Consider the following 13,811-nt stretch of genomic DNA (forward strand, 5'->3'; position numbering starts at 1 on the left):
TGCGGCAGTGTTTCGGTGATCGAAGGATTAAAGCGGAGTGCGCCAGATGCGAATCCTGTTGGTGGAGGATGACCCGACAACCTCGCGCAGCATCGAGCTGATGCTGACCCATGCCAATCTCAACGTCTATTGCACGGATCTCGGCGAGGAGGGGATCGACCTGGCGAAGCTCTACGACTACGACCTGATCCTGCTCGATCTGAACCTGCCGGACATGAACGGGCACGAGGTGCTGCGCCAGCTTCGCCTGGCGAAGGTCGATACGCCGATCCTGATCCTCACGGGCGCGGATGATACCGAGAACAAGATCCGCGGCTTCGGATTCGGTGCCGACGATTACATGACCAAGCCCTTCCACCGCGAGGAGCTTGTCGCGCGTATCCATGCGATCATCCGCCGGTCCAAGGGACACGCGCAGTCGATCATCCGCACCGGCAAGATCGGCGTCAATCTCGACGCCAAGACGGTCGAGGTCGAGGGGCAGACGGTGCATCTGACCGGCAAGGAGTACCAGATGCTGGAGCTGCTCTCGCTGCGGAAGGGCACGACCCTGACCAAGGAGATGTTCCTCAACCATCTCTACGGCGGCATGGACGAGCCGGAGCTGAAGATCATCGACGTCTTCATCTGCAAGCTCCGGAAGAAGCTCGCCGAGGCCACCGGGGGCGAGAACTATATCGAGACGGTCTGGGGGCGTGGCTATGTGTTGCGCGAACCCGCGCTGAACGAGGCTGGCCGCAGGCTCGCCCTCGGCGCCTGACGACAGGGTCGATGCGCCGGGGCTGTTCGGCGCGCGGCTAGGACTGGACCTCTCCCGGCCGGCACCCTAACACTTGCGGGAACGGTTCGGGGAGAGGTGTTGATGACGGCCGGGAAGCGATCTTCTGCAGACGCGGAGCAGGCCGGCGGTCATGCCGACACGCCGGTCGAGGCGCTCACCGCCGCTGCCGCGGCGGCCGAATGGCAGCGCCTCGCCGATGCGGTGGCCCGGGCTAACCGCGCCTATCACGCCGAGGACGCGCCAGAGATATCGGATGCCGCGTATGACGCGCTGAAGCAGCGGCTCCTGGCAATCGAGGCGCGGTTTCCCGACCTCGGCGGCGCCGAGAGCCCGACGGCGCAGATCGGCGCCACCCCATCCGAGACCTTCGCCAAGGTGCGTCACGCGGTCCGCATGCTCAGCCTCGAGAACGCCTTCGCGGCCGAGGAGATCGCCGAGTTCGACGACCGAATCCGCAAGTATCTGAACCTCGGACCCGATGCAGCGCTCGCCTATACGGCGGAGCCGAAGATCGACGGACTGTCGCTGTCGCTGCGCTACGAGGGGGGGCGGCTGGTGCAGGCCGCGACCCGCGGCGACGGCGAGACCGGCGAGAATGTGACCGAGAACGCGCGCACGATCGGCGACATTCCGCAAGGTATCGGGGGCGCCCCGGACCTCCTCGAGGTGCGCGGCGAGGTCTATATGAGTCATGCCGACTTCACGGCACTCAACGCGCGCCAGCTTGAGACCGGCGGCAAGACCTTCGCCAATCCGCGCAATGCCGCCGCCGGATCGTTGCGTCAGCTTGACGCAACGATCACCGCTGCGCGACCCTTGCGGTTCTTCGCCTATGCCTGGGGCGCGCATTCCGAACCTCTGGCTGAGACCCAGATGGACGCGGTCCACCGCCTTGGAGAGCTCGGTTTCGCTACCAACCCTCTGACGCGGCGCTGCGACGGCCCCGATGCGCTTCTCGCCGCCTATCGCGAGATCGAGCAGAAACGCGCGACGCTCGGCTACGACATCGATGGCGTCGTCTACAAGGTCGACGACCTCGCGCTACAACGCCGACTCGGCTTCCGTTCCACGACCCCACGCTGGGCGATCGCCCACAAGTTCCCGGCCGAGCTCGCCTGGACCCGGCTCGAGGCAATCGACATCCAGGTCGGCCGCACCGGCGCCCTGAGCCCGGTCGCGCGGCTGACCCCGGTCACCGTCGGCGGCGTCGTCGTCTCGAACGCGACATTGCACAACGAGGATTACATCGCCGGGCGCGACGCCAAAGGCAATCCGATCCGGGAGGCAAAGGACATCCGCGTCGGCGACTGGGTCCAAGTCTACCGCGCCGGTGACGTGATTCCCAAGATCGCCGATGTCGACCTCACGAAACGCCCGGCCGACGCTGTGCCCTACGACTTTCCGACAACCTGCCCCGAATGCGGATCGGAGGCGGTGCGCGAGGAGGGCGACGCGGTGCGCCGCTGCAGCGGCGGTCTCATCTGTCCGGCGCAGGCCGTTGAAAAGCTGAAGCATTTCGTCTCGCGCGGGGCGTTCGACATCGAGGGGCTCGGTGCCAGGCAGGTCGAGATGTTCTACGCCGACCTCGCGCTGCCGATCCGTGAGCCTGCCGATATCTTCACGCTGGCCAAGCGCGACGGCGCCAATCTCGCCAAACTCAAAAACCGCGACGGCTTTGGCGAGAAATCGGTGAACAATCTCTTCCAGGCCATTGAAGATCGACGAAAAGTACCGCTCGACCGGCTGATCTTCGCGCTCGGCATCCGCCACGTCGGCGAAAGTGCGGCGAAGCTCCTCGCGCGGCACTACGGCACCTGGGCCGCCTTCGAGGCCGCGATGACCGAGGCACGGATCGGCGAGGGGCCGGAATGGGCCGACCTCATCGCGATCGACGGGGTCGGCGGTGTGCTCGCTGCCTCGGTCGTGAACGCCTTCCATCAGGAGGCCGAGCGCGCGTCGATCGACCGTCTCGTCGCCGAGCTCGACGTGCAGGAAGTCGCGCGGCCGCAGACCGAGGGCAGCCCGGTTGCGGGCAAGACTGTGGTCTTCACCGGCACGCTCGAGAAGATGACCCGCGCAGAGGCCAAGGCGCGGGCGGAGGCGATGGGAGCCAAGGTCGCGGGCTCGGTCTCGGCCAAGACCGACCTCGTCGTCGCCGGGCCCGGCGCGGGGTCGAAGGCGAAACAGGCCGAGGCCTTGGGTATCGAGATGATCGACGAGGATGCCTGGCTGAGGCTCATCGGTGCATGAGCCGTCCGGCCGTCCTCTTTCCGCTCTTTGCAGAGCTGGAGACGCTGGAGGGCGTCGGCGCCAAGACCGCGAAGCATTTCGCGCAGATGGGGGTCGAAAAGCCGCGCGACCTCCTCTTCACATTGCCCCATTCCGGTGTCGACCGGCGCCTCCTGCCGACGATCCGTGCCGCACAGCTTCCGGCGGTGGTGACGGTCGAGGTCGAGGTCGGTGCCCATCTCCCGGCGCGTCGCAAGGGAGCGCCGGCCCGGGTCTTCGTTCGCGACGCCGAGACGGAGTTCCAACTCGTCTTCTTTCATGCCCGCGGCGACTTCCTGCAAAAGCAGCTGCCGACAGGGCAGCGGCGGATCGTTTCGGGTAAGGCCGAGATTTTCGACGGGATCGCCCAGATCGTCCATCCCGACCACATCCTGCGCCCCGAGGAGGCGGGCGAACTGCCGGCGTTCGAGCCGGTCTATCCGCTGACCGCGGGCGTCACCCAGAGGCTGATACAGAGGGCCGTCGCCGCGGCTCTGGCGCGGTTGCCGGAGCTGGCCGACTGGATCGATCCGGCGCTGAAGGCACGCGAGGGCTGGCCCGGTTGGGCTGCCGCGGTTCGCGCCGCGCATGCACCGTCACATCTGGCCGACCTCATACCCGAGGCGCCGGCACGGCAGCGGCTCGGCTATGACGAGCTCTTCGCGCACCAGCTCACGCTCGCGCTCGCCCGCGCCTCGCTGCGGCGCGGGAAGGGCCGGGCGAGCCACGCGACCGGCCGTCACCAGCGCAAGGTGCTGGCCGCGCTGCCCTACCAGCCTACGGGCGCGCAGGAGCGGGCAATCCGCGAGATCGCCGAGGACATGGGCTCCGACAAGCGGATGAGCCGGCTCCTGCAGGGCGATGTCGGCTCGGGCAAGACGCTGGTGGCGTTCATGGCGCTTCTCGTTGCGGTCGAGGCGGGCGGGCAGGGGGTGATGATGGCCCCGACCGAGATCCTCGCGCGCCAGCATCTGGAGGGCCTGCGGCCCCTGGCCGAGGATGCCGGCGTGGTGCTGGAGATCCTGACCGGCCGCGACAAGGGCGCGGAGCGCGCGGCGAAACTCGCGGCGCTCGCCGAGGGGCGGATCCAGATCCTCGTCGGCACCCATGCGGTGTTCCAGAAGGATGTCGTGTTCCACGACCTCCGCCTCGCCATCGTCGACGAGCAGCACCGTTTTGGCGTCGCCCAGCGGATGGAATTGGGCGCCAAGGGGCTGACGGCGGATGTGCTGGTGATGACCGCGACGCCGATCCCGCGGTCCCTGAGCCTTGCGCAATACGGTGACATGGATGTCTCGGTGCTTGACGAGAAGCCGCCGGGGCGCAAACCGGTGAAGACCGCGCTGGTCTCGGCCGGGCGGTATGACGAGGTGGTCGGCCATCTGCGGCAGGCGGTGGCCGAGGGGCGGCAGGCCTACTGGGTCTGCCCGCTCGTGGAGGAGAGCGAAGTCGTCGATCTCACCGCCGCCGAGGAACGGTTCAAGGTCCTGCGTGCGGCCTTGGGGGAGGGCGTGGTGGGACTCGTCCACGGCCAGATGGCGGCGGCGGAGAAGGACGCCGCGATGGCCGATTTCGTCGCCGGTCGGACCAAGGTTCTCGTCGCGACGACGGTGATCGAGGTCGGCGTGAACGTCCCGAATGCGTCGATCATGGTGATCGAGCGGGCCGAGATCTTCGGCCTCGCCCAGCTTCACCAGCTCCGGGGCCGGGTCGGGCGCGGATCGGCCGAATCGACCTGTCTCCTGATGTACCAGCCGCCCCTCGGCGAGGGAGCCGAGCGGCGGCTCTCGATTCTGCGCGAGACCGAGGACGGGTTCCGCATCGCCGAGGAGGATCTCGCGATGCGGGGCGCGGGCGACCTCATCGGCACAGCGCAATCCGGCCTGCCGAAGTTCCGCATCGCCGATCTCGAACGCCAGGCGGCGCTGATGGCGGTGGCGCAGAGCGATGCGCGCAAGCTCCTGCACGGCGATCCGGGCCTGACCTCGTCGCGCGGCCAGGCGGCGCGGGTGCTGCTTTGGCTGATGGAGCAGGACCGCGCGATCAGACTCATCACGGTCGGTTAACATTAGTTCTTCATGCGTTCTTAAATGTTCCTAAAAAGTTCTTTACATCGCGTGCGCAATATGAGAACAAATAGGCAACAGAGACGCATTCGAGGGAGTTGCCCGATGAAGACCGATCTGAAATCCGTCCTGATGCGCGCCCGCGGAACGCTGGTGCAGGACATGGCGGGCCTTTGCTCGCTCGTCGTGATGCTGCTTGTCGGGCTGCACCTGCCCAGCCTGATCTGACCCCTTACTGCCTCGCGGTTCTCCGCCCGGAAACGCGCCTATCCCCGAACCCGCGGCTCCCCAAGCCCACGCGCCCGGACACCGGAAATCGCCTCCTGCCGCCGCATCCGTGAGGATCGCGGCGGTTTTTTTTTCTTGATCCGGGCAGGGAGCGTTCGGGGGTGTCTCAGGCCGCGGCTTCGGCCTGGGCCATCGCCTCGGCCGTCGCCTCGAGTGCCAAGAGGATCGAGGCGTGTCGGTTCTTGAACTCGCGCGCCGGCAGCAGTGCCTCGTAACCCGTGAAGGGGGCGGATGGGACCGGTCCGCCATCCTTCAGCATCGCCCGAAGCTCGTCGCGGGCGCGTTCGACCTCCGCCCGCGTGCGGCCGATCATCGCCGCGCCCGAGAGCGCCGCCGAGGCCTGGCCGAGCGCGCAGGCCTTCACGTCCTGACCGTAGTCGGTGATCCGGCCGTCGCCGACGACGATATCGACGGTCACGGTGGAGCCGCAGAGCGGCGAACGCTTGCGCACGGTCGCGGTCGGGGTGTCGAGGCGCCGCATGTGCGGAATGTCGGCCGCGAGCGCGAGGATGCGCTGAGAATAGAGCTTGATCAGGTCGGTTTCGCTCATGGGCTTGCTCGGGCTTTCCTCGGTCGGCATTCCCCTCTAGATAGGCCGAACGGCTGGCAATGCAAAGGTGGCACGATGCGTTTCGATCCCGCAACCCTGGTCTATGACGGCCGTGGCCTGATCCCGGCGATCGCGCAGGATCATCGCTCGGGCGAGGTCCTGATGCTGGCCTGGATGAACGCCGAGGCAGTGGCAAGGACGCTGGAGACGGGGCGCGTGACCTATTGGTCGCGCTCGCGCCAGGCCTTCTGGGTGAAGGGCGAGAGCTCGGGTCACGTGCAGCGGCTTGTCGAGATGCGGCTCGACTGCGACCGCGATTGCCTGCTGGTGCTGGTCGAGCAGGCGGGGCCGGCCTGCCACACCAATCGGCGCTCGTGCTTCTATACCGGGATCCGGGACGGGGCGGAGACCGAGCTGATGACGCCGGAGGTCTGAGCCAGGCCCGGCCGGAGGATGCCTCCGGCGGGGGTATTTTGGCAATGAAGAAGTCCCTGTCAGGCGAGGCCGACCATGCGGCGGATTTCCTCGGGGCGCACGCCGTCGTCCCGATAGGTGCGGATCGCGCGGGCGTCGTCGCGCTTGGCGAGCCGCTTGCCGTTCTCGTCGCGGATCAGGCGGTGGTGGTGGTAGACCGGTGTCGGCAGGTCGAGGAGGCGCTGCAGCAGGACCTGAAGGAAGGTGATCTCGTAAAGGTCGGCGCCGCGAATGATGTGGGTGATGCCCTGTGTGGCATCGTCGAGCACCGAGGCGAGCGCATAGGAGACGGTGCCGATCTCCTTGCGGCCGAGGACTGCGTCGCCATGGAGCGCGGCTAGACCGGCGGCGGACAGCGGGTGGTGTCCGGGATGGTTCGGCCCGGTCTCGGTGAAGCCGCCGATCGGACCGTCCTCGCCGAGCGCGGCGACGGCCCTGCCGAGGTCGAGCCTGAGCGCGTCGCCGTCGCGCCGGTCCGAGAGCAGCCGGTGCCGGCAGGTGCCGGGATAGGGGCCCTCGGTGGGCATCGCCCCTTCCTGCGGGGCCGCGAGCGCCGCGCGGATATCGGCGCGGGTGCAACTGCAGGGAAAGATGAGCCCGCGGCGGCCAAGATCATCGAGCGCCGCGTCGTAGCGGGCGAGGTGGTCGGATTGCCGCAGGACCGGTTCGGGCCAGTCGAGGCCCAGCCAGTGCAGATCCTCGTAGATCAGCGCTTCCCATTCCGGGCGGGCGCGGGCGGTATCGGTATCCTCGATCCGGAGAAGAAAGGTGCCGCCCGCCGCTCGCGCCATGTCATGGGCGAGGATGGCGGAATAGGCGTGGCCGAGATGCAGGGGGCCGGTCGGCGAGGGCGCGAAGCGTGTGCGCATCAGCCTTGGCCGTCAAGCCATTCCCGGAAAGCGGTTTTCGCCCGGTCGGTATAGGCCTTGTAGCGGTCCTTGCGGCCGCGGCGCCCGCCCTTGGCGTCGATCGGCGGGAAGAGGCCGAAGTTCACGTTCATCGGCTGGAAGGTCTTTGCTTCCGCCCCGCCGGTGATGTGGGTGACGAGCGCGCCCATCGCGGTGTCCGGCGCGGGTGGCGGAAGGTCGCGGCCGAGGATCTCCGCCGCCGCCATGCGGCCAGCGAGAAGCCCCATAGCCGCGCTTTCGACATAACCCTCGACGCCGGTGATCTGGCCGGCGAAGCGGATATGCGACCGCGATTTCAGCCGCATTCGCGCGTCGAGCAACGTCGGCGAGTTGATGAAGGTGTTGCGGTGAATGCCGCCGAGGCGCGCGAAGCTGGCGTTTTCAAGGCCAGGAATGCGTTTGAAAACCTCTGTTTGTGCGCCGTACTTCATCTTGGTCTGGAAGCCGACGATGTTGTAGAGCGTGCCGAGTGCATTGTCGCGGCGGAGTTGGACGACCGCATAGGGCTTCACGTCGGGGCGATGCGCGTTCGTCAGCCCCACGGGCTTCATCGGCCCGAAGCGCAGCGTCTCGCGGCCGCGTTCGGCCATGACCTCGATCGGCAGGCAGCCGTCGAAATAGATCGCCGTCTCACCCTCGTGGAACTCGGTCTTGTCGGCGGCGAGCAGCGCGTCGATGAAGGCCTCGTACTGGTCCCGCGACATCGGGCAGTTCATGTAGGCGGTGCGCTCGTCCTCGGTCTCGCCCTTGTCGTAGCGCGACTGCATCCAGGCGACCGACATGTCGACGCTCTCGGCATAGACGATCGGCGCGATCGCGTCGAAGAAGGCGAGCGCCTCGGCCCCGGTCTCGGCGCGGATCGCCTCGGCCAGCCGGCCGGAGGTGAGGGGGCCGGTGGCAATTATCCATTTCCCGGATGAGGGAAGCTCTGCAACCTCCTCCTCGGAAACGCTAATCAGCGGATGGTCGCGGAGCCGTCCGGTGACGCTCTCGGCGAAGGGATCGCGGTCGACCGCGAGCGCGCCGCCCGCGGGAAGGCGGTGGTGGTCGGCCATCTCCATGATCAGACCGCCGGCCGCGCGCATCTCCCAGTGGAGGAGACCGACGGCGTTCCGTTCGTCATCGTCCGAGCGGAACGAGTTCGAGCAGACCATCTCCGCCAGCATCCCGGTCCGGTGGGCGAAGGTGCCGACCTTGGGCCGCATCTCGTGGATGGTGACCGGCACGCCGAGGCTTGCCGCCTGCCATGCCGCTTCGGATCCGGCCATGCCGCCGCCGATGATGTGAAGTGTCTCGACCATGGCGGGGATTTAGGCCGAATGCGCGCAAAGGAAAAGGGGCAGCCGCGTCGCTGCCCCCGGAAACCTTTGAGATCGGCGGTTCAGGCGAGCGCCTTGCGGCCTGCCACCAGTTCGTCGACCGACCAGGCGCCAGCGCCATGCGCGGCGAGAATCAGGAAACCACCGGCGAGGCCGAGGTTCTTCATGAACATGATCATCTGCATCTGATCGGCGGGTACGAAGTGAAACAGCAGGGCCGCGGCGATGCTGAAGCCGGCGAGCGCCAGCGCCGTAAGGCGGGTCTGGAAGCCGGCGAGGATTGCGATGCCGCCGAGCAGTTCGAGCCCGATGACCGGCCAGGCGAGGAAGGCGGGCACGCCTCCGGATTGCATGTAGCCGGCGAATCCGGCGACATCGCCGAGCTTGCCATAGCCAGCGGTGATGAAGACGACGCTCAACAGGAGGCGGGCGACGAGCGAGGCGAGGGGGTGGTGGTCAGTCATGATCTGTCTCCAATCGGCCGCGGATGCGGCGTTGCAGCAGATCTAGCCTGTGCAGGTATCGAAAAAAATACCGTCAAGGGAACAGTTTTTGTGCAACTGCGCACACGTCATTCAAAGACCGGAGGTGACGCCCCCGCCGCAGGCTGACGGCGGGGGCATTCGCGATCAGAGGCCCGGCAGAAGTTCGAACAGGCCGCGGCGACCGAAGGTTGCACCGCGCTCGGCGCCGAAGGTCATCGCCGCGCCGATGCCGACATAGGGCTCGCTGTTTGAGAAACCGAAGGCGCCGGCCTTGACGGTCCCGAGTTCCGCATAGACGTCGAACGTCGGGCTGACGGCGTAGCTGCCGGTCGCGCCGAACCGGGTGACATCGAGGCCGCCATCGAAATTGGCATGCTGGAGCGAACCGCCCAGCGTGAAGCCGTGGTCGAAGCCGTAGCTGCCGGAGAGACCGGTGATGTTGACATGGAAGCCGGCGTCGTCGGCATGCGCGAGATAGGCCTCGGCATTGGCGGCGCCGAGATCGAATCCGGCCTCGAGACCGTAGAAGTCCTGGTTGTCTCCGAAGAGCCGGTCGTTGCCATAGAAGCCGCCGAACGAGACCTGGTCGTTAGCATGGTAGATGCCGTGCAGCGTGAGGTTGGTCCCGGTCTCGTCGATGAGGTTGAAGGCATGCGCGCCCGCGTCAAACTGCACTCCGAAGTTCGGCGTGAAGCCGATCTCGACAGCGCCGGTCACGGCGAGCTTCGAGACATCGGTGTCATCCGTGAAGGTGGAATAGCTGAAGGCGAGATCGCCGCCGGTGACCTCGACGGCCATGGCGGGAGTAAATGCAACGGTGCTCGCCACGATGGCGAACGCGAAAACGGATTTCATCTTCTGCTCCATGGTTTTGATTTATTGGCGCAAACTTGCCTTCGATATCCGTCTCATACGGAGCGGGTCACCGCAACGGGAGCGCGAAAAGTTGCTGCCCGCGAAGCAAAAAAAAGGCACATGTGGACCATGAAACAAACCAACCATACGGCCGGTTCATGCAGGCGGACCGACAGGCCCGCATCTCCGATGTCCAAGAGCTGTGACGCCGGGTGCCGCGACTGTCAGAAGTCCACTTCGATATCGATGTCGCGCAGATATTCCCGCTCGGCGGCGCTGCGGTGATCCTCGACGGCGTCGTCGTCCGGTTCCAGATCGTCAAGTGTCATGGGCCGAAAGCGGAGCCAGGACGGAAGCCACGAGACGAGCCCGCCGGGTTGCGCAAAGATGTCCGACAGACTCATGATAACTCTCCCGACTCGTCCCCAATAGAGGCAGGTTTCCGCTCAAATGTGGCGGATATGCGGAGGATCGGCGGCAATCTGCTGACAACGATCGCGGCCCGATTCTGACGAACCCTGCCGCCGCCTCCAGCGGGGCAATCGGCACCGACCCCGACGCGCGGCGTCCGGCATCCCGACGCGCGCCGAGCCGGATCACTCCGCAGCGCCATCCTCGTCGCCCTGATCGGCAATCCGTGCAACCGAGACGACTTCCTCGCCCTTTGCCGTGTCGAAGACTTTGACGCCCCCTGCCGAACGCGAGCGGAAGCTGATGCCCTCGATCGGGCAGCGGATTGACTGGCCGGTCGAGGTCGCGAGCATGATCTGGTCGTCGGTCTCGACCGGGAAGCAGGCCACAAGCGTACCGCCGCGCGAACCCGACGAGATCGCCTTGACGCCCTGACCGCCACGACCTCGCACCGGGTAGTCGTGGCTCGACGAGAGCTTGCCGAGGCCTGAGGTGGTGATCGTCAGGATCAGATCCTCGGCCGCCGACATCTCGGCATAGCGTTCGGGCGAAAGCTGGCCGACGGCCACGGCTTCCTCGTCGTCTTCCTCGGTCTCGTCTTCGAGCGCGCCAGCCATCAGGCGGCGCTGCTTCAGATAGGCGGCGCGTTCGGCCGGGTCGGCCTCGAAATGGCGGATGACCGACATCGAGACGACGCTGTCGCCGGCGGCAAGGCGGATGCCGCGCACGCCCGTAGAATCGCGACCCTTGAAGACTCGGACCTCGGTGGTCGGGAAGCGGATCGCGCGACCGAGCGCCGTCACCAGCATAACGTCGTCGTTTTCATCACAGATACGGGCATTTACGAGGGAAACTTCACCGGGAAGCTTCATCGCGATCTTGCCGTTGCGCATGACATTGGTGAAGTCGGAGAGCGCGTTCCGGCGGACATCGCCCTCGGAGGTCGCGAAGAAGATCTGCAGAGCTTCCCATTCCTCCTCGGGCACGTCCACGGGCATGATCGCCGCGATCGAAACGCCCACCGGGATCGGCAGGATATTGATGATCGCCTTGCCCTTTGCGGTGCGGCCGCCCAAGGGCAGGCGCCAGGTCTTGAGCTTGTAGACCATGCCGTCGGTGGTGAAGAACAGAAGCTGGGTATGCGTGTTGGCGACAAAGAGGGTGGTGACGACGTCATCTTCCTTGGTGGCCATGCCGCTGAGGCCCTTGCCGCCGCGCCGTTGTGCACGGAAATCGGCCAAGGGCGTGCGCTTGATGTAGCCGCCGGAGGTGATCGTCACGACCATGTCCTCGCGCTCGATCAGGTCCTCGTCGTCCATGTCGCCGGCCCAGTCGACGATCTCGGTGCGACGGGGGACGGCGAAAGCCTCCTTCACCTCGCGCAATTCGCCCGAGATGATCGCCATGATCCGTTCGCGCGATCCCAGGATATCCAAATAATCCCGGATCTTTGCGGCGAGTTCCTGAAGTTCGTCCGTGACTTCCTTCACGCCCATCGCGGTCAGGCGCTGGAGGCGCAGGTCGAGGATCGCGCGGGCCTGCGTCTCGGAGAGGTTGTAGGTCCCGTCCTCGTTGATCGGGTGAGTGGGATCGTCGATCAGTCGGATGTATTCGACGATCTCGTGCGCCGGCCATCGCCGCGTCATCAGCTTTTCGCGCGCCTCCGCCGGATCCGCCGACGAGCGGATCGTGGCGACGACCTCGTCGACATTCGAGACCGCCACGGCTAGGCCGCAGAGGATATGGCTGCGCTCGCGCGCCTTCCGGAGCTCATAGGCGGTGCGGCGCGCCACAACTTCCTCACGGAAGCTGATGAAATGCGTGAGGAAATCACGCAAGCTGAGCGTCTCCGGACGGCCGCCGTTCAGCGCGAGCATGTTGCAGCCGAAGGAGGTCTGCATCGGCGTGAAGCGGAAGAGCTGGTTCAGCACCACTTCCGGCGTGGCGTCACGCTTCAGTTCAATCACCACCCGGACGCCGACGCGGTCGCTCTCGTCCTGCACATGGGCGATGCCCTCGATCTTCTTGTCTCGGACCATCTCGGCGATCTTCTCGATCATCGAGGCCTTGTTGACCTGGTAGGGAATCTCATCAAGAACGATGGCGTAGCGGTCCTTCCTGATTTCTTCGACGCGGGTCTTGGCGCGGACGATGACCGAGCCGCGGCCCTCCAGGTAGGCTTTCCGCGCGCCCGAACGGCCGAGGATCATGCCGCCGGTCGGGAAATCCGGCGCCGGGATGATCTCCATCAACGCTTCCATCGACAGGTCCGGGTTCTCGATCAGCGCCAGCGTGCCGTCTATGACCTCGCCGAGATTATGCGGCGGGATGTTGGTCGCCATGCCGACCGCGATGCCGCCCGCGCCGTTGACAAGCATGTTGGGGAAGCGCGCTGGCAGGACCGTCGGTTCCTTGTCCTTGCCGTCGTAGTTGTCCTGGAAATCCACCGTCTCCTTCTCGATATCGGCGAGAAGCGAGGCGGCGGGCTTGTCCATGCGGACCTCGGTGTAGCGCATGGCCGCCGCGTTGTCGCCGTCCATCGAGCCGAAGTTGCCCTGGCCGTCGAGAAGCGGCAGCGACATGGAAAAGTCCTGCGCCATCCGCACAAGCGCGTCGTAGATCGCCGCGTCGCCATGCGGGTGGTACTTACCCATCACGTCGCCGACGGGGCGGGCGGACTTGCGGTAGGGCTTGTCGTGCGTGTTGCCGGTCTCGTGCATCGCGTAGAGGATGCGTCGGTGTACCGGTTTTAGCCCGTCTCGCAGGTCCGGAATCGCACGGCTCACGATTACGCTCATCGCGTAGTCGAGATAGGCGGTCTTCATCTCCTCCGCGATGTCGACCGAGGGGCCGTCGTAAGCGGGGCGCTTCGGGAATCCATCAGCATTTTCAGGAGTTTCCGGCGTGTCGTTCACGGATGCTCGCCCTCTTTCTTGTCGCCGTGCGATCGGCCTAGATATTGTTGCGCGAGACTATACTCCATGCCATCCATTGGGTGCAATGGCGGCGCGCCCGGTTTCGGGCCGTGCCGGTAACACAATCATAACATATTGTTTTCATTGTCGTTAACCGCGACTCGTGTAGCATGGTGTTGGAAGGCAGTGACGGAGGCAACCATGCGCGCGAGCGAACCGGGCGCCGAAACGGAGCTGATGCTGAAGGGCTACGGGCTCACGACGGCGGAACTTTACTACCGGATGCCGGACTACCGGCATGTACTCAACAGCTTCATCTGGCAGGAATATGACCTCGCCCCGGATTACCCGGAGCTGTTTCGGTTCATCGAATTCTGGCAGGAGCAGATCGAGGGGCCGCTGCATTCGGTGCGGTTTTGCCACCGCAAGCTGATCGGGCCCGGCGAGTGGCGAAACGTCGTCGGCGAGTTCCGGCTTCACTGAGCGAAACT

The 13,811-nt window shown here is 65.9% G+C and carries 13 protein-coding genes; 6 read left to right on the plus strand and 7 right to left on the minus strand.

The window, feature by feature from the left end; translation table 11 throughout:
• The first annotated feature begins 46 nt into the window (after positions 1–46).
• The 4 genes from ctrA (at position 47) to OM960_RS00910 (ending at position 5,343) form a co-directional block, all read left to right on the plus strand.
• Entirely contained in the window at positions 47–760 is a 714-nt protein-coding gene (ctrA, locus tag OM960_RS00895) for a response regulator transcription factor CtrA (protein ID WP_263332274.1), read from the plus strand.
• A gap of 102 nt (positions 761–862) precedes the next feature.
• Positions 863–3,031 (plus strand): NAD-dependent DNA ligase LigA, encoded by a 2,169-nt coding sequence (gene ligA, locus OM960_RS00900; RefSeq protein ID WP_264770765.1) that lies wholly within the window; start codon positions 863–865, stop codon positions 3,029–3,031.
• Complete coding sequence (recG, locus tag OM960_RS00905; protein ID WP_264770766.1) at positions 3,028–5,115, plus strand: ATP-dependent DNA helicase RecG; 2,088 nt, start codon at positions 3,028–3,030, stop codon at positions 5,113–5,115. Before ligA ends, recG begins: the two co-directional genes overlap by 4 nt.
• 105 nt (positions 5,116–5,220) lie before the next feature.
• The gene (locus OM960_RS00910; protein WP_263332280.1) at positions 5,221–5,343 is read left to right on the plus strand and encodes a hypothetical protein; all 123 of its coding nucleotides are present in this window, start codon (positions 5,221–5,223) and stop codon (positions 5,341–5,343) included.
• A gap of 166 nt (positions 5,344–5,509) precedes the next feature.
• Here the strand turns inward: OM960_RS00910 and OM960_RS00915 are convergent, their stop codons facing one another.
• Entirely contained in the window at positions 5,510–5,953 is a 444-nt protein-coding gene (locus OM960_RS00915; protein WP_263332283.1) for an iron-sulfur cluster assembly scaffold protein, read from the minus strand.
• 75 nt (positions 5,954–6,028) lie between these two features.
• Here OM960_RS00915 and hisI point away from each other — a divergent pair, with 75 nt between their 5' ends.
• Entirely contained in the window at positions 6,029–6,388 is a 360-nt protein-coding gene (hisI, locus tag OM960_RS00920; protein ID WP_263332285.1) for a phosphoribosyl-AMP cyclohydrolase, read from the plus strand.
• A gap of 59 nt (positions 6,389–6,447) precedes the next feature.
• Here the strand turns inward: hisI and gluQRS are convergent, their stop codons facing one another.
• The 6 genes from gluQRS to gyrA form a co-directional block, all read right to left on the minus strand.
• Positions 6,448–7,296 (minus strand): tRNA glutamyl-Q(34) synthetase GluQRS, encoded by an 849-nt coding sequence (gene gluQRS / locus OM960_RS00925; protein WP_263332287.1) that lies wholly within the window; start codon positions 7,294–7,296, stop codon positions 6,448–6,450.
• Positions 7,296–8,636: a methylenetetrahydrofolate--tRNA-(uracil(54)-C(5))-methyltransferase (FADH(2)-oxidizing) TrmFO gene (gene trmFO, locus OM960_RS00930; protein WP_264770767.1), complete on the minus strand. Its 1,341-nt coding sequence runs from the start codon at positions 8,634–8,636 to the stop codon at positions 7,296–7,298. The genes gluQRS and trmFO overlap by 1 nt, the downstream gene beginning before the upstream one ends.
• Before the next feature lie 80 nt (positions 8,637–8,716).
• Positions 8,717–9,118 (minus strand): DoxX family protein, encoded by a 402-nt coding sequence (locus OM960_RS00935; RefSeq protein ID WP_263332290.1) that lies wholly within the window; start codon positions 9,116–9,118, stop codon positions 8,717–8,719.
• 165 nt (positions 9,119–9,283) lie between these two features.
• On the minus strand, positions 9,284–9,994 hold the full coding sequence (locus OM960_RS00940) for a porin (RefSeq protein WP_264770768.1): 711 nt from the start codon (positions 9,992–9,994) through the stop codon (positions 9,284–9,286).
• Between the two features lie 224 nt (positions 9,995–10,218).
• On the minus strand, positions 10,219–10,398 hold the full coding sequence (locus OM960_RS00945) for a hypothetical protein (RefSeq protein ID WP_264770769.1): 180 nt from the start codon (positions 10,396–10,398) through the stop codon (positions 10,219–10,221).
• A 192-nt stretch (positions 10,399–10,590) separates the two neighbouring features.
• Positions 10,591–13,320 (minus strand): DNA gyrase subunit A, encoded by a 2,730-nt coding sequence (gyrA, locus tag OM960_RS00950; RefSeq protein ID WP_264770770.1) that lies wholly within the window; start codon positions 13,318–13,320, stop codon positions 10,591–10,593.
• 201 nt (positions 13,321–13,521) lie between these two features.
• On the opposite strand from gyrA, the gene OM960_RS00955 reads away from it, so the two are divergent.
• On the plus strand, positions 13,522–13,803 hold the full coding sequence (locus OM960_RS00955) for an usg protein (protein WP_263332297.1): 282 nt from the start codon (positions 13,522–13,524) through the stop codon (positions 13,801–13,803).
• The last annotated feature ends 8 nt before the right edge of the window (positions 13,804–13,811 follow it).

The sequence above is a fragment of the Defluviimonas salinarum genome (assembly GCF_026013545.1).
Classification (GTDB): domain Bacteria; phylum Pseudomonadota; class Alphaproteobacteria; order Rhodobacterales; family Rhodobacteraceae; genus Albidovulum; species Albidovulum salinarum.